The organism is Streptomyces sp. NPDC002130 (assembly GCF_040296465.1).
Lineage (GTDB): Bacteria > Actinomycetota > Actinomycetes > Streptomycetales > Streptomycetaceae > Streptomyces.
Genome location: NZ_JBEOXI010000192.1, coordinates 1 through 16,138, shown reverse-complemented (window position 1 = coordinate 16,138; position 16,138 = coordinate 1). Strand labels below are relative to the sequence as shown.

12 protein-coding genes are annotated in these 16,138 nt (G+C 71.6%); 4 read left to right on the top strand and 8 right to left on the bottom strand.

What is annotated here, in order from left to right; genetic code table 11:
• Nucleotides 1–30 precede the first annotated feature (30 nt).
• Entirely contained in the window at nt 31–606 is a 576-nt protein-coding gene (locus tag ABT116_RS29645; RefSeq protein WP_351640199.1) for a TerD family protein, read from the bottom strand.
• 145 nt (nt 607–751) lie between these two features.
• Here ABT116_RS29645 and ABT116_RS29640 point away from each other — a divergent pair, with 145 nt between their 5' ends.
• Entirely contained in the window at nt 752–1,138 is a 387-nt protein-coding gene (locus tag ABT116_RS29640; RefSeq protein ID WP_351640197.1) for a BlaI/MecI/CopY family transcriptional regulator, read from the top strand.
• A 6-nt stretch (nt 1,139–1,144) separates the two neighbouring features.
• Nucleotides 1,145–2,128 (top strand): M56 family metallopeptidase, encoded by a 984-nt coding sequence (locus ABT116_RS29635; protein WP_351640195.1) that lies wholly within the window; start codon nt 1,145–1,147, stop codon nt 2,126–2,128.
• Between the two features lie 26 nt (nt 2,129–2,154).
• On the opposite strand, the gene ABT116_RS29630 is transcribed toward ABT116_RS29635, so the two are convergent.
• The 7 genes from ABT116_RS29630 to ABT116_RS29600 all read right to left on the bottom strand — a co-directional run bounded on the left by ABT116_RS29630 (nt 2,155) and on the right by ABT116_RS29600 (nt 12,350).
• On the bottom strand, nt 2,155–3,174 hold the full coding sequence (locus ABT116_RS29630) for a sporulation protein (protein ID WP_351640191.1): 1,020 nt from the start codon (nt 3,172–3,174) through the stop codon (nt 2,155–2,157).
• Nucleotides 3,175–3,372: 198 nt separating this feature from the next.
• Nucleotides 3,373–5,841 carry a CBM35 domain-containing protein gene (locus tag ABT116_RS29625; RefSeq protein ID WP_351640188.1) on the bottom strand — a complete coding sequence of 823 codons (2,469 nt, stop codon included), beginning with the start codon at nt 5,839–5,841 and terminating at the stop codon, nt 3,373–3,375.
• Nucleotides 5,842–6,029: 188 nt separating this feature from the next.
• On the bottom strand, nt 6,030–7,067 hold the full coding sequence (locus ABT116_RS29620) for a LacI family DNA-binding transcriptional regulator (RefSeq protein WP_351640184.1): 1,038 nt from the start codon (nt 7,065–7,067) through the stop codon (nt 6,030–6,032).
• A 124-nt stretch (nt 7,068–7,191) separates the two neighbouring features.
• Nucleotides 7,192–8,307, bottom strand: a complete 1,116-nt coding sequence (locus ABT116_RS29615; protein ID WP_351640181.1) for an acyltransferase family protein — start codon at nt 8,305–8,307, stop codon at nt 7,192–7,194.
• Nucleotides 8,308–8,514: 207 nt separating this feature from the next.
• Nucleotides 8,515–10,146, bottom strand: coding sequence for a cellulase family glycosylhydrolase (locus ABT116_RS29610; RefSeq protein WP_351640178.1), 1,632 nt, complete (start codon nt 10,144–10,146; stop codon nt 8,515–8,517).
• Nucleotides 10,147–10,359: 213 nt separating this feature from the next.
• Nucleotides 10,360–11,469 carry a GDSL-type esterase/lipase family protein gene (locus ABT116_RS29605; protein WP_351640175.1) on the bottom strand — a complete coding sequence of 370 codons (1,110 nt, stop codon included), beginning with the start codon at nt 11,467–11,469 and terminating at the stop codon, nt 10,360–10,362.
• A 167-nt stretch (nt 11,470–11,636) separates the two neighbouring features.
• Nucleotides 11,637–12,350 carry a VOC family protein gene (locus tag ABT116_RS29600; protein WP_351640171.1) on the bottom strand — a complete coding sequence of 238 codons (714 nt, stop codon included), beginning with the start codon at nt 12,348–12,350 and terminating at the stop codon, nt 11,637–11,639.
• Between the two features lie 277 nt (nt 12,351–12,627).
• Here ABT116_RS29600 and efeU point away from each other — a divergent pair, with 277 nt between their 5' ends.
• Nucleotides 12,628–14,670, top strand: coding sequence for an iron uptake transporter permease EfeU (gene efeU, locus ABT116_RS29595; RefSeq protein WP_351640168.1), 2,043 nt, complete (start codon nt 12,628–12,630; stop codon nt 14,668–14,670).
• A 50-nt stretch (nt 14,671–14,720) separates the two neighbouring features.
• Entirely contained in the window at nt 14,721–15,995 is a 1,275-nt protein-coding gene (efeB, locus tag ABT116_RS29590) for an iron uptake transporter deferrochelatase/peroxidase subunit (RefSeq protein ID WP_351640201.1), read from the top strand.
• Nucleotides 15,996–16,138: the final 143 nt, after the last annotated feature.

Here is a 16,138-nt window from a genome sequence, read left to right as displayed (position 1 = left end):
GGTCGGGCCCGGCGGCGCGGTCGGTCCGTGTCAGACGTTGACGCCGAAGTCGGAGGCGATACCGGCCAGGCCCGAGGCGTAGCCCTGGCCGACCGCGCGGAACTTCCACTCGCTCCCGTGCCGGTAGAGCTCGCCGAAGACCATCGCGGTCTCCGTGGAGGCGTCCTCGGACAGGTCGTAGCGGGCGATCTCCTGACCGCCCGCCTGGTTGACGACCCGGATGAAGGCGTTGCTGACCTGTCCGAAGCTCTGGCCGCGGTTCCCGGCGTCGTGGATCGACACCGGGAACACGATCTTGTCTATGCCGGCGGGCACGGCGGCGAGGTTCACCTTGACGGACTCGTCGTCGCCCTCGCCCTCACCGGTGAGGTTGTCGCCGGTGTGCTCGACCGAACCGTCCGGGCTCTTGAGGTTGTTGTAGAAGACGAAGTGCTGGTCCGAGGGGACCTTGCCGGAGGCGTCGAGGAGCAGGGCTGAGGCGTCGAGGTCGTAGTCGACGCCCGTCGTCGTGCGCACGTCCCAGCCCAGTCCGACCAGGACGGCGGTGAGACCCGGCGCCTCCTTGCTGAGCGAGACGTTGCCGCCCTTGGACAGGGAAACTCCCACGGGGTACTCCTTCTTGAGCGCTTGACGTGTGCGGTGTGGATGCCACTCTGAAATCTACAACACTGTAGAAGTAGATGGGGTCGGGCCGGCGGATCTATACGATGGCCGCAAGGGCAACGCAGGGCGGCGTAACGGAGGCAGGGCGGTGACGGATCCCGGGCAGCGTTCCCGACGGGGACAGGGCGAGCTGGAGGCGCTGGTGCTGTCGGCGCTGCGGGAGGCGGACGGCCCGGCCACGGCCGGGTGGGTGCAGGAACGCCTCGGCGGTGACCTCGCGTACACGACGGTGATCACGATCCTGACCCGGCTGCTGGGCAAGGGCGCGGTCACCCGGGAGCGGGTCGGCCGGTCCTTCGCCTGGACACCGGCCTCGGACCAGGCGGGTCTGGCCGCCCGCAAGATGCGCAAGGTGCTGGACGGCGAGAGCGACCGCGGGGCCGTGCTGGCCAGCTTCGTCACCGGCCTCGGCCCGGACGAGGAGCGGCTGCTGCGTGACCTGCTCGATCAGGCCCAGGGCGAAGGGGACGACTGAAGCCTCATGGGGGTTTTCGTCTTTCTGCCACTCGTCCTGCCGCTCACGGCATGGCCGGTGGCGCGCCTGGCCGAACAGCATCTGCATCCGCGCACCGCGACCCGGCTGCTGACGGTGCTGGCCGTGGTGCTGGCGCTGTGCAGCACGGTGTGTCTGGCGCTGGTGATGGTGGTCGGCACCGCCCAGCTGCCCGGCAATCCGCTGCCGGACGGCTGGTCCGACCCCGAGGTGCGGGCGGCGGTGCCCCACGACGAGGTCGTGGGCAAGGCCGCGATTCCCGCGCTGTGCGCGGTGGTCGTCGCCTGCGCCCGGACGGTGCGGCGGCACGGGCGGGTACGCCGCCGGGCGCACCTGGCTCTGGCCGGGCTGCGGGGGACGGAGGTGGCGGTGCTGCCCGACGCCGAGCCCTACGCGTACGCGCTGCCGCCCGGAGGCCGCCGTGGTGGTGCTGTGCCGCGTGCCGGCGGCCGGGGCCCGCGCCGGGGGCGTGGCCGTGTCGTGGTGACCACGGCCCTGCTGGAGCGGCTGCGGCCGGCCGAGCGGCGGGCTCTGTTCGCCCATGAGCGGGCGCACCTCGCCGCACGCCACGACCGCTTCCTGCTCGCCGTGCAATTGGCGGCCCGCGCCAACCCGTTCCTGTGGCCGCTGCGCACCGCCGTGGCGTACACGGCGGAGCGGTGGGCGGACGAGGAGGCGGCCCGGGCGATCGGCAGCCGGCGCACGGTGGCGCGGGCGATCGGCACGGCCGCACTCGTCTCGCGGGGCACCCCGCATCCCACCCTCGCCTCACTCGCCGCCCCCGGACCGGTACCGCGCCGGGTGGCGGCGCTGCTCGGCCCCGCCCCCGCCGTGCGTCACTGGCCCCCGGCGTTCACGGCGGTCGGACTGGCGGCGTGGGGCGCGGCCGCGGGCACGGCCGCCTCGGCGATGTCGTCCGCCAACTCGGCGGTGACGATGGTCCTCATCCTGCACGCTGCGACACCGCTCTGAGGGGCCCGGGGCGCGACACCCCGGTGTCAGCCCTCGTCTTCCTCGTCGCCCTCGAAGAAGTCCCCGACCTCGTCGACGACTTCGCCCGCGACCATGCCGCCGACGACTCCGACCGCGAGTCCGGCCGCACCGGCGGCGACGGCCGTGCCCATGCCGGGGCCCGAGCGGCGGCCGTCGTGGTGACCTCCCGTGTGCCCGTGGTCGCCCGGGCCGAAGGGGGCGGGGGCGCCGTGGTGCATGGGCGAGCCGTAGCCGGCGGGGGTGGCGTGCGACGCCCGGTGCTCGGCGAGTTGCCGCATCCAGCCGTCGACGATCGAGGCCCAGTCCTGTTGTCCCACTGCCTCGTGGGAGACCGTGAACCGGGTGAGCGCGTCGTGGCCGGACGACAGGAAGCCGCCCCGCTTGTCCGCCTCCAGCACCACCTCCACGCCGCCCGGGTTCGCCAGGAACGTCAGCTCGATCTCGTTGATCCGCTGCGCGTACTGCGGAGCGGGGAGGAGCTCGATCTCCTGGTAGAAGGGCAGTCGCTGGCCCGTACCGCCGATGCGCCCGTACTCGAGGTCGGCCGACCTGAAACCGAACCCGAGTCCGCCGAGCGCTTCCAGTACGGCCTCCTGCGCGGGCAGCGGCGAGACGTTCAGCTGGTCCAGGTCGCCCTTGTCCTTCGCGCCCGCCACCGACAGCTCGGTGCGCACCCCGAGGACCACACCCAGGCTCTGCCCGTGCAGTTCGGTCACCGGCGTCTCCCACGGCAGGACCACGCTGAACGGCACGCTGCGCTGCTCGCCCTCCGCGAGCCGGAAGCCGCCCCCGACGGTGAACCGGTCGAAGGCCACGACGCCCTCGCTCTCACCGCCCTGGTGCTCCGCCTCGACCCGGGCCACCAGCTCCAGGGTGATGTGCTCGATCTCGAAGTCGGCCTTGCCGCCCGCGAGGTGGACCTGACCGGTGAGGGTGCCGCCGGGCCGGACGGGAGCGGGGTCGAGAATCGTGTCGACCGTGGGGCCGCCGACACCGAGCGCGCCGAGCAGTCGTTTGAACACCATGGTGGCGTCCACTCCTTCATGTGCGTGTGCTGTCTTCTACAAGCTTGTAGAAGCATAGGGGGTGCGGACGGCGGGAGACCGCGGTGTGGGTGCCCGTCGGCCGGGATTGGCTGAAAAGGGATCACCTCCGGACGCGACGGTGCCGCAGCCCGCCGTGGTGGCGGGCTGCGGCACCGGATGCATCCGTCACCGCACGACTCAGCCCACGACGCGGCCCAGCTCGATCCGGTCGATGTTCGGCGCCCAGGCGGTGGTGTTGCCGAACGTCACCTTGTTCGGTCCCTTCGCCAGATCGACCGGGACACCGACCGTCCAGTAGTCGTCCTGACTCCAGGTGTTCTTGAAGGTGACCTTCCGGGCCGCGGCGTCCCCGACCTCGATGTCCGCCGTACGGGACATGATGTCCGTGTTGTAGGCGTGGCCGTTGTCCCGGCGGTCGTTGTGGGCGTAGTGGACGACCAGCACGTACCGGCCGGACCTTGGGGCGTCCACCGTGAACTCGGCGGTGCTGGAGGGGCTGTTGCCCAGCCCGCCGATGTACGAGCCCGCGGAGGCGTGCGGGGAGTCGACGAGCTTCGCGCCGCCCGCGAGCGTGGCCGAGGCGCCCTCGTAGGAGAGGGTGCCCGCGGCCGAGCCGTCGCCCGAGACGTCGAGGGAGCGGACGGCGGCGTGGCCCGACGTCATCGCGACCCGGTTGTTGCCCGCGACGAGGTACAGCCGCAGCGGGCGGCCGGGCGCCGCCGTGACGGTCGCGCCGTGCAGGGCGAGCTTCACCGCGGCCGAGGTCCGCGGGGTGACCGTGTAGTAGCCGTCGCGCGGGGCGTAGACGTCGAAGACGGCCCTGTCACCCCGGCGCAGCACCAGGGCGCCCGTGCCCACGCCGGCCGAGGACGTGTAGTCGTAGGACGGCTTGCCGCTGATGTCCGCCAGGGTGGCCTCGTACGACGCGGAGGCCGCGCCCGTGCGGGCCGTCAGGTCGATCCTGTCGAGCGTGACCTCGGCGTCGCCCTTGGCCAGCACCAACCGGTGCGTTCCCGCCTTCAGTCGTACTCCGACGTCCTTCTTGGCGCGGTAGGTCCAGTTCTCGGTCGAGGCGTAGGTGACCGTCACCGGGTCGGCGCCGTCGACGGTCAGCTTCTGCGTGGCCGGGCCGCCGGACTGGTTGCCGTAGAGGATCGCCAGGTCGTAGGTGCCGTCCTTCGGGACGTTCACCGTGAACGCGACCTGGCTGCCGGGCTGGTTGAGGGAACCGACGTCCTTGGTGCCGGAGGCCGCGTAGCCGTTGGCGTTGTTCACCGTGCCCTGGGTGTAGACCCTGCCGTCGGTGATGGCCGCGTCCTCGGCCTCGTACGACGCCGACCACGGGACGGAGACCGCGGACGGGCTGCCTGCGCCGCCGGGTGTGAGGACGATCCGGTACGCCGACATCTTGTGCAGGCCGCGCAGCGGGACGGTCGCCGAACCGTCGTCCGCGATCTTCACCTTGGTGCGCGCGAGGACCCGCGGCGCCGCGTGCTGTCCCTCGTACCCCGACCAGGCGGCCTCGGCGACGGTCGCGGTGACCGTACGGCCGAACGCGGACCGCGGGACGTTCTCCACGACCACGTCCGCGTCACCGTCCGCGCCCCCGAGCAGCACCTGGGCCTGGCGGCGGGAGGTGTCCAGGGAGGCCAGGCCCTGGAGGGTGTCGATGGTGTTCGGCCGGGGCGGCGTCACCTTCACGGTGTTCCCGGTCAGACCCGCGTACCAGCGGAACAGCCACCAGCCGCCGTTGGGGATGTTGGTGCGCACCATCTGGCCGCTGAGATTGCCTGCGGCGTCCCAGTACGCCATGTTGGCGTACACCTTGTTGCGCTCGAACATCGACACCCACTGCACGAGCTGCCCGGGCACGGACAGGTCGCGGCGGTTGGCGTACTCGTCGATGTTGATCTTCAGGGGCGCGATGCCCGCCTCGCGCTCCAGCTTGCGGTAGTCGTCGTGGTGGGCCTGGAAGTCGCGCAGGGAGCCGGAGCCGAGCTCGTGCCAGGTCATCACCTGGGGTACGACGTTCTCCCGCTTGGTGAAGGCGAGGAAGTCCTTCAACAGGCGCGTGTGATAGGCGGCTTCGTTGGGTCCGGCGATGCGCGCGTCCGGGTCGATCGCGCGGATCCGCTGGTACACCGTCTTCCAGTCCCCGAAGAACCGGTCGCGGTTCTTCTCGTACTGGGCCTGGTCCTGGACGTCGAGCTTGTACCAGATCTGGTCGGGCTCGTTGAAGGGGATGTAGACGAAGCGGTCGCTGTTCGGGTCGGCCGATATCTCCTTGACGATCTTGTCGACCTTGGGGAGGTAGTCGTCGATGCCGAGGTCCTCGTACGGCCACTTCGCGTAGACGTCCTGCATCATCACGTTGATCTCGCCGCCGCCGGTGCGGAAGAACGACCTGGAGACCGTGAGCGCGTCGCCGTTGGGATGCTGGGCGCCGCCCTCCGGCTTCTGCGAGACGCTGGTGATCTTCAGCGGCTCCATCACGGCGTCACTGGGCACCCCGTCGTCGCTGAGCCCGTACAGGGAGCCGTTGGCGCCGAGCATCACCGGGCCCTCGGACGAGTCGAGGTCGACGGTCAGGCGCTGCGGAGCGGCGGCAGCGGCCGCCGGTCCGGTCGCGGGAAGGGTGGCTGCCATGGCGGCTGCTCCAAGTAGTGCTGCGAACAGGGCGGTTCTGGTGCGGGATCTCGTGGGGGTGGGGGTGATCACGCTGCTGGACCTCCGGTCACTTGACGGCTCCACTGGTGATTCCGGACACGATCTTTCGCCACAGACGGGTCGGTTCAGGAGGCTGGACGCGCGGCTACGGTGCGCACGGGGGTTGTTCAGACACGGGCGGGCGGGGGGCCCGAGCTCTCCCGCACCACCAGTTCCGGTTCGGACACGGGATGCGGGGCGACCGGGGCGGACTCCTCCAGGGCCCCGTGCAGCAGGGCGAAGGCGGCCCGGCCGAGGCCGGTGAAGTCCAGGCGCACGGTGGTCAGCGACGGGGTGAGGAAGGCGGAGTGCGGGGCGTCGTCGAACCCGGCGACGCTGACCTCGCCGGGCACCGGGCGGCCCGTCTCGTGCAGGGCGCGCAGCACGCCGAGAGCGAGGTCGTCGTTGCCGCACAGGATCGCGGTGACGGACGGGTCCCGCGCCAGCTTCAGCGCCGCCGCGTGACCTCCCGCCGGTCCCCAGCCGCTCTGCACCGGGAGGGGTTCCGGGGCGCCCGCCTCCTTCAGCGCCTGCCGCCAGCCGCTGGTGCGAGCGCTGGTGCGGCGGGTGCTGGAGGGGATGGCGACGTAGTGCACGGTCCGGTGGCCGAGGGAGAGCAGATGGCGGGTCGCCTGGTAGGCGGCCTCGCGGTCGTCGGTCCACACCCAGGGGCTCTCGCCGCCGGGCGGGCTCGCCGGGGTCTCGACCACGCCCACGACCGGCACCCCGGCGGGCACGGCTCCCAGCGCCCGCACACCGGCCGGATCGTAGGCGATCACGACGATCCCGCCGCCCGCGTCCGTCGCGCGCTGCACTTCGGCGGCGACGGCCGCGTCCTCGGCGGATTCCAGCACGCCGATGCCGACCGCGTAGGACGCGGCGCGGGCGGACTCCTCGATGCCCTGCAGGATCGAGGCGTAGCCGTAGTGAGTGGTGTTCGAGGTGAGCACGGTCACCGTGCGGGCGCGCCCGCTGGCCAGGGCGAGGGCGGTGGCGTTGCGCCGGAAGCCCAGCTCCTCGATGGCGGCCTGTACCCGCTCCCGGGTGGACGGCCGGACGCTGGGATGACCGTTGATCACCCGCGAGACCGTCTGGTACGAGACCCCGGCGGCCGTGGCGACGTCCCGGATGCTCGCCGGGCGCCTGGTGTGACCGGTCACATTCATGCCGAGAATTGTGATCGGTCACACGTGCACCGTCAAGAGAGGGTAACGAGCGAGTTCGCGGATGCGCAGCACCCCCTACGCAGCCGGCAGCGGAACGACCCGGCGGTCGGCCCTCCCGGCCCTCTCACGCCCGTACGGCGTTCCGCTCCCGCGCCCGATCGCGTGCGTCCCGGCGGAACGCCCACGCCATGTCGGGCTCCATCACCCAGCGGAACACCCGCCGCACCGGCGGGGTGCACAGCACGGTCACGAGCGACGCGGCGACGACCGTCACGAGGATCTCGCCCGCAGGCCGGTGCACCCACGCCGGCTCGTACCAGCCCCAGAACTTGGATCCCTGCGCGACGAAGCCGTGCAGCAGGTAGCCGTAGAGCGTGCCCGCGCCCAGCACCGTGAACCACATGCGGCGGCCGGGCACCCAGGCGAGGAAGCAGGCGACCAGGACCAGCGAGCAGCCGAACGTCACCAGCGTCATCACGGGCCCGTACCAGGACGGTGCGGCCAGTTCCTCGGCACTGTCACGGTGGTAGAACCAGGCCCCGCTCATCCGCGGCACCGCCCAGTAGGCCACGACGAGCGCACCGGCGAAGACCGGCACGGCGAGGATCCGCGCCGCACGGCGCCGCACCAGCTGGAAGTGCTCCGGCCGCAGCAGCAGACCGAGGACGAAGTACGGCAGGAACTGCAGCGTGCGCTGCAGGTCGAGGTCGTTGCCGATGGACGGCGAGAGCGTCGCCAGCATCGCGATGACCAGGGCGACCGGCAGCGGCCACCGCACCCGCTGCCAGATCGGCGTGGTCAGCCGCCAGATGAACAGGGCGATCAGGAACCAGGTCAGGTAGAGGGGGTCCAGCAGGGTCACCGGCCGGTCCGGTTCCTGGTCGGTCCACCGGGTGAACAGGGTGTACGCCGTCTCGAACACGATGTACGGCACCGCGAGCCCGGTGATCAGGCGCCGGATCCGCCCCGGGCTCGCGTCGAAGGAGCGCGAGAAGTAGCCGGAGATCACGATGAACGCCGGCATGTGGAAGGCGTACACGGCCATGTAGAGCGCGGAGGCCGCCCGGCTGCCGTCCCGCAGCGGCTCCCAGGAGTGCCCGATCGCCACCAGCACGATCGCCAGGTACTTCGCGTTGTCGAAGAACGCGTCCCGGCGGCCGGCCGGCTCCGGCACGGGCGGCGTCTTCCGTTCCGTCGCTCCGCTCGGGACCGCGCGGATGCGCAGGGTGTCCTCGCTCATCACGCCTCCCGGGCGGCGTGCGGGGAACCCGGACGGGTGCAGACGCGTCTTGCCGGAGATACGGCGATGGGGTGCCGGTGCGACATCCCCGCCGCCTGACCACTGCGGAGCGACGTAAACCGCTTTCTGCGGGGCTGTAGCGCGGATCACATCGCCGGCGGTGCCGCCGGGCCCGGGGCCGCGGCGGCACCGCCGTACGGGGTCCGGTCAGCTCACGGAGCAGTCGGCGCCGTTCAGGGTGAAGGCCGTCGGGACGGGGTTCGATGTCGACCGGGTGGCCGTGAAGCCGAGGGTGACCGATCCCGACGCGGGGATCGTCGCGGTGTACGAGGCGGCCGCCACGCTCACCGCGGAGCCGCTCTGGGTCGCCGTACCGCCCCAGAGGTTGGTGATGCGCTGGCTGTCCGGGAAGGTCCAGCGCAGTGTCCAGCCGTTGATCGCCGACGTGCCCGTGTTGCGGAGGACGATCTCGCCCTGGAAGCCGCCGGGCCAGCTGCCCGTCACCCGGTAGCCGACGCCGCAGGCCGACGGTGAGCCGCCGGGCGGGGTCGTGACCGTCACCGTGTCCGAGCGGGGCGAGCGGTTGCCGGCGGCGTCGCGGGCGTAGACGGCGAAGGTGTGGGAGGTCGCGGGGGACAGACCGGTGAGAGTGGCGGTGGTCTTCGCGGTGCTGGTGACGGCCGACTCGGAGCCGCCGCTGATCCGCACGACGTCGTAACCGGTGACGCCCGTCGCGTCGGAGGCGGCTGCCCAGGTCAGGGTGGCGGACGAGGAGGTCACGCCGGAGGCGGTGGGGGTGCCGGGGGCCGTCGGGGGAGTGGTGTCGCCTCCGCCGGAGCCGTAGATCGCGGCCTCCTTGGCGGTGGCGGCGATGCCGTTCGCGCCGTTGAAGAGGCGCTGTCCCCAGGAGGTGAGCCGGTCCGGGTCGAAGTTCGTCACCATGTCCAGGTACTCGACGCCGCCGCCGTTGCCGCTCCACGACCAGCCGAGGTAGCCGAGGCGGAGCTGCTGGGCCACCGCCAGGATGGTGTCCTCGTCGGGGTTGCCGTCCGAGTGGTCGTGGCCGAACTCGCCGATGACGATGGGCAGTCGGGCGGTGACGAACCGGTTCAGGTAGTCGGTGATCTCGGCGGCGGTGTCGAAGACGCCGTACATGTGGACCGAGAAGACCGTGTTGGCGTCGGGGTCGGCTGCGAAGACCGAGGCGGCGTTGTCGCGCATCGTGAACGCCCAGTCCTGGCCCCAGTTGGGCGCGTCGACCATGATCGTGTGGTCGAACCCGGCGGCGCGGAGCTTCTGGATCGCGGCCTTGGTGTCGGCCGTCCAGGCCGCGTAGCCGATGTTGCCGTGCGGCTCGTTGCCGATGTTGACGATGACGTAGTCCTCCTGGCCGGCCAGAGCGCTCTTCACGTCGATCCAGTAGTCGGCGGCCCGGGAGAGCGAGACGGCTCCGCTCTGCTCGCCGTAGCCCGTGGTGTCGTGCACCTCCAGGACGCAGATCAGCCGGTTCTGCTTGCACTGGGAGACCACGTTCGCCACGTCGGCGGTGTCGTTGCGGGTCCAGCGGTCGCCGCTGGAGAGCACCACGCGCACGGTGTTGGCGCCCTTGGCCTTGATGTGGGCGAGGGAGCTGATGCGGTCCGGATACCAGGTGTGGGCGTGGTTGACGCCCCGCATCACGAAGTCGTTCCCACCGGCCTCCAGCAGCCGGCCGTTCTGCACCCGGAAGCCGGTGGGCGCGGCCTGGGCCGGCGGGGTGAGAGCGAGGAAGGACAGGAAGAGCGCGAGCAGGGCGGCGGCCACGACGGCCGGGCGTGGAGAGGTGGGGCGGAGTCTCATGACGGCTCCAGAAGTGGGGGTCGAGTGGTACTCGGTGTCGGTCGCGCTGTTGTGCTGAACGGGGTCCTGCCGTCGGGGCACGGGGTGGGTGGGCCCGGTTCGGGTTGGTCAGGTCGGGTGGGCCGAGTTCGGGTTGGTCAGGTCGGGCGGGCCGAGTTCGGTTGGCCCGGTCGGGTCGGTCCCTGCCGGGGCGCTTCCGCCCCGGCGCGGTTGTCATCCGGCGGGTGCCTTCCCGGCGCAGGTGACGGTCGCCGCCGGGGTGCCGGCCGTTGCCGGGGCGGTGGCGACGAAACCGAACGTGGCGCTCGCACCGGGGGCGAGGGCGCCGTTCCACGCCGCGTTGGTGACGGTGGCCGTGCCGTCGGCGGCCGTGGTGAGGGAGCCGTTCCAGAGCTGGGTCAGACGCGCCCCGCCCGCCGGTACGACCGTCGCGGTCCAGCCCGGAACGGCGGAACTCGACGTGTTCGTCACCGTCACCTCACCCTGGTAGCCGCCCTGCCAGGAGGAGACGGCCCGGAAGCGCGCGGTGCATGCGGTGGGGTCCCCGCCGGGGCCACCCGGATCGTCCGGGTCCTGCGGCACTCCGGCGTCCAGGGCCGCCGCCAGCGCGGGGAACCAGCGGGCCGCGATCTTGGCGTCGCCGGAGGCGTTGGGGTGCACACCGTCGTAGGTGTCGGTGGCCGTGCTGAAGCCGGTCCACTGGTCGACCACGGTGACGGGGGAGCGCTCGGTGCCGGTCGCCCGGGCCCAGCCGGGAATGCGCGCGTTGAAGTCGACGACGCGCTGGGCGCAGGCCGCGCAGGTGCCGGGGTTCATGGGGATCAGCTGCGCCACCAGGATCCGCATGTCCGGATTCGAGGCCCTCATCTGCGCCACGAGCTTGGTGTAGGCGGTGAGGATGCGGTCGGGGGCGATGCTGCTCCAGACGTCGTTCGTGCCGAAGTGCATGACAACGATGTCCGGATGCGTGGAGGACAACCGCCCGGGCAGCAGGTTCTGGTCCGCCACGTTGGTGACCAGCTCGCCTCCGTGGCCCTCGTTGTCCCCGTCGTGCGCCTGCCCGCACCCCTGCGGGGGGAGGGTGCCGACGAAGTCGACGTCCGTGTATCCGCTGTCGGCCAGCCGGTTCCACAGCACGGCCCGCCAGCAGCCAGGAGAGCCGGTGATCGAGTCGCCGAGCGGCATGACGCGGACGGGGTCCGCCGCGGGCGCCGCCGACGCGTGGGGTGCGAACGTCATGCCGAGCGGGAGGAGCAGGGCGGCCAGGAGGCCGAGGACGGACATGACCCTTGAATGCGGGGACGAGTGGGGGGTTCCGTGCATGGTGGTCCCTTCCCTGGTGAGGTGGGAGCGCTCCCAGCACATCAAGCCATTGTTGTCATTGACGCGTCAAGAGGCTCGGCGTCCGGAGGGCGGGCGCGGGCCCGGATCGCAGCGCCCCCGAAGGCGCTGCGATCGCCGACTTCTCGCAGGTGCGCTCGGTGATCGAGTCACCGCTGCGTACGGCACACCTGGAACGACAGTCCCTCCGGAGTGCTCAACCGCGTCCCGCGCCGGCCGTTCTCCTCGGAACGGGTGACCGCGGCCCGGCCGTCATCCTGTGCGCGGACCACGCTGTCCAACTCGTCGACGGATACCACGAGTTCCCACCCGGGGACGGATGCGGCGGCTCCCGCCGCGGTGATGAAGTCGGCGCAGATCAGGGGGGCGCCGGTCGCCTCCTCGTAGAAGCGCGGGGCTCTGTCGGGCTGATCGCAGGCCAGGATCATGCGGTGCGGGGAACCCGCCGTGCGGGACGGGAAGCTCCATCCGGGAAAGTGGTGTCGCTGCCAGAGCGAGAAGGCGGCGCCGACCGGATCGATCAATGTCGCGACGCGGCCCTGGTCGCCCGCGTCGAAGGGAGGCACGACAAGGCGAGCGCCTTGGGCCGTCGCCGCTTCGACGCGGCGATCGATGTCGTCGACCGCCAGGTAGTAGGCGATGTGGGCGGGTGTTCCCGGTGGGTAGACCGGGTTCGCCAAGTCGCTGACGCCGCCGATCGGATGGCCGTCGACGGTTATCTTGGTGGCTTTGCGCCAGTCCTTCTCGTCGACCGCGAAGTGCCAGCCCAGCGTCTTGGACAAGAGGGCGGCGGTGCCGGCCGGGTCGCGGGTCTCGAGGTCCATCCAGCAGAACTCGTTCGATGAACCCGGACGGGTCGTCATCCTGTGCTCCTTGTCGTCTCGATGCTGGGTACCGGGTGTCCGAACGGCTCCGCAAGGGAGTTTCAGTCCCCGCGCATCCGGAGGTGCCGGCGGGAGGCATGCCATCGGAGAACGCCCCGGACCGCCGGCCGGAAACCGTCAGGACTTTTGCCGGGCCATGAGGCATTCATGACCGGATGCCCAGAGAGCCGAGTCCATGATGGTCGGCGTCGGTAAGGCATGCCTTGGCTAACTCGCTGTGCGGGAGCCGGGCGTTGGGCCGGGAGGGCCGCGCTACATGTGGGACGACTCGTTTCCGAGCTTTCTGATCGGGCTGAGGGAGGGGCTGGAAGCCGGGCTCATCGTCTCCGTGCTGGTCGCCACTCTCGTGCGGGCAGGGGCCAGGTCGCGGCTGGCGCAGGTGTGGACCGGCGTGCTGGCCGCGATCGCGTTGTCGATGAGTTTCGGCGCGGTGCTGACCTTCACCGCCGCCTCCCTCTCCACCACCGCACAGGAGGCCTTCGGCGGAGCCCTGAGCATCGTCGCCGTCGCCTTCGTCACCGCGATGGTGTTCTGGATGCGGCGGTCCGCACGCAGCCTCGCGGGCGAGATCAGGGAGAAGGTCACCGAGGCGCTGACCATGGGCGCCGGAGTCCTGGTCCTCACCTCCTTCCTCGCCGTGGGACGTGAGGGACTGGAGACCGCACTGTTCCTGTGGACCACCGCCCGAGCGGCCGACGAGTCGGCGGGACCGCTGGCCGGTGCGGGTGTCGGGTTGGTCCTCGCGGCCCTCCTGTGCTGGGGGCTCTACCGCCGGGTGCTGCGCATCGACCTCACCCGCTTCTTCACCGTCACCGGCGCGGTGCTCGTCGTCATCGCCGCGGGCGTCCTCGGCTACGGGCTGCGCGACCTCCAGGAGGGCTGGGCCCTGCCCGGCGGGACGGCGTTCGCCTTCGACCTGAGCGGCAGCGTCGACGCGGGCTCCTGGTACAGCACCCTGCTCCAGGGTGTTCTCAACCTGACTCCGGCGATGACCTGGCTCCAGGTGGCCGGGTACGTCGGCTATCTCGCCGTGGTGATGCCGCTGTTCGTCCGGGGAGCGCGCGGAGTGCGGGGGGCCCGTGGGACCACCACGCCGACCCCGTCTGCGAACCCGCGATCCGACCGGGCCACCGGACAGGCGGCGACCCGCCGCCTGCTCCTCCCCGTCGCCGTCGTCGCCGTTCCGGCCCTCCTGGCCGGTCTCGTCGTGGCCCTGGCTCACCCCAAGCCGGCCGCCGGTCAGACGGTCGCCGTCTCCGAGACGGACTGTGGTCAGGGCTTCACCGCGCCGAAGCCGGGGCGGCAGGACTTCCGGATGCACAACACGGGGAACCAGACGTCCGAGGTGTACCTGATCGACCCGTCCTCGAACGCGGTCTACGGCGAGATCGAGGGCCTGGCCCCCGGCACCACCCGGGACCTCGTCGCCACCGTGGCGGGCGGCACCTACGCCTGGCGCTGTGTGCCCGCCGACGGCAAGGCCGTCACCTCGAAGGCGGTCCGGGTCGCCGGAGCCGCAGGTGTCCACGCCGTCGTTCCCGTCACCGAACGGGATCTCATCGCACCGCTCACGGCGTACAAGGCCTATGTGAACCGGGGCCTGTCGACGCTCGTCACCCAGACCCGGCAGCTCAACGACGACATCCGGGCCGGGCACCTGGACACCGCCCGCACCGACTGGCTGACCGCCCACCGCACCTACGCCTCCCTGGGTGCCGCCTACGGCACCTTCGAGGACTTCGACCAGAAGATCAACGGACGGCCCGACGGGCTGCCGGGCGGGGTGCACGACCAGGGCTTCACCGGCTTCCACCGGATCGAGTACGGGCTGTGGCACGGTCAGTCCGCTGCCCAGCTCAAAGGCGTCACACAGAAGTTGGCCGTCGATGTCGCCGGGCTGCGGAAAGCCTTCCCGCACCAGGAGTTCGACCCCTCCGACCTGCCCCTGCGCGCCCACGAGATCCTGGAGAACACCCTCCAGTTCGAGCTGACCGGCGACACCGACCAGGGCAGCGGCACCGGGCTGGCCACCGCCGACGCCAACCTCGCCGGCACACGTGAACTGCTCACCGTGCTTCACCCGTTGCTCACCGCGCGTGCTCCGCGGCTGCTGCCCACCGTCGACGCGGCCATCGCCCGCCTGCAGCGACTGCTCGACTCCGCACACCACGGGAACCACTGGACCCCCGTCGACCGGCTCGACCCGGCGGCGAAGGCCCGGATCGACGGGGCCACCGGGCAGCTCCTGGAAGACCTCTCCCCGGTGCCGGACCTGCTCGAGATCAGGAAGTCCGCATGAGCGCCGAGCGACGACACCAGCCCGCAGAACACTCCGAAGGGAACACCTCCATGCCGTCCGCCGACACGCCGCCGACGGGCTGCCCCGCCCACGCCGGCCGCCGCTCCTTCGTGAAGACGGCGCTGGGCGCCGGAGCCGCCGGGGCGGTCCTGGCCGGGGGAGGACTCGCGCTCGCCGAGAGCGGCAGCGGCACGGCCCGGGCGGCCGGACAGCAGAGCGCCGGCCCGGTGCCCTTCCACGGAATCCACCAGGCCGGGATCCTCACCCCCGCTCCACCGGCCGCCGCCTTCGTCTCCTTCGACGTCATCGCCGACCGCCGAACCGAACTGGCCGACCTGCTGAAGACCCTCACCGAGCGGGCCCGCTTCCTCACCTCCGGCGGCACGCCCGCGGACCTCGGCGTCGGCGCCCCGCCCTCGGACAACGGCATCCTCGGACCCGTCGTACCGGCCGACGCGCTCACCGTCACCGTGGGGGTCGGAGCATCGCTCTTCGACGACCGCTACGGACTCGCCCCGGTCAAGCCGCATCGGCTCACGCCCATGCGGACCTTCCCCAACGACAACCTGAACCCCGCCGAATGCCACGGCGACCTGTCCCTGCAGATCTGCGCCGCCCGCCAGGACACCGTGCTGCACGCGCTGCGCGACATCGCCAAGCACACGCGGGGCGCACTGCAGATCCGGTGGCGTGTCGACGGCTTCCAGAACGTGCCCCGGCCCAGCGGCGCCCAGCGCAACCTGCTGGGCTTCAAGGACGGCATCGCCAACCCGGACGTGGCGTCGGCCCGCGAGATGGACCACCTGGTGTGGGTCGGCGACGGGCAGGGCGAGCCCGCGTGGACGGCCGGCGGCAGCTATCAGGTCGTCCGGATCATCCGGATGCTCGTCGAATTCTGGGACCGGGTCTCGCTGTCCGAACAGGAGCTGATGTTCGGCCGGCGCAAGGACACCGGCGCACCGCTGGACGGCGCCCGGGAGACCGACAGCCCGAACTACGCGAAAGACCCGCACGGCACCGCGATCCCGCTCGACGCACACATCCGGCTCGCCAACCCCCGCACCCCGAGGACCGACAACTCCCGCATCCTCCGCCGGGGTTACAACTACGACCGGGGAGTCGACAGCGTCGGCGACCTCGACATGGGACTCGTCTTCTGCTGCTACCAGCAGGACGTCCGCCGCCAGTTCGAAGCCACCCAGACCCGGCTGATCGACGAACCCCTCGTCGACTACATCTCCCCGACCGGCGGCGGCTACTTCTTCGCCCTGCCCGGTGTGCGGGACTCCTCCGACTGGCTGGGAAGAGGACTGCTCTCCGCGTGACGCTCGAAGGGCGGGCCGAACGCGACCAGGAGAAGAACGGCGACCCGTACGCGCGATGGTCAGGAACGCGCGTACGGGTAGCCGCGACCGGTGGGGTCCGGATGCGCCGCCCTCACGGCCCCCGGCCACGGGCGCCCAGAGGG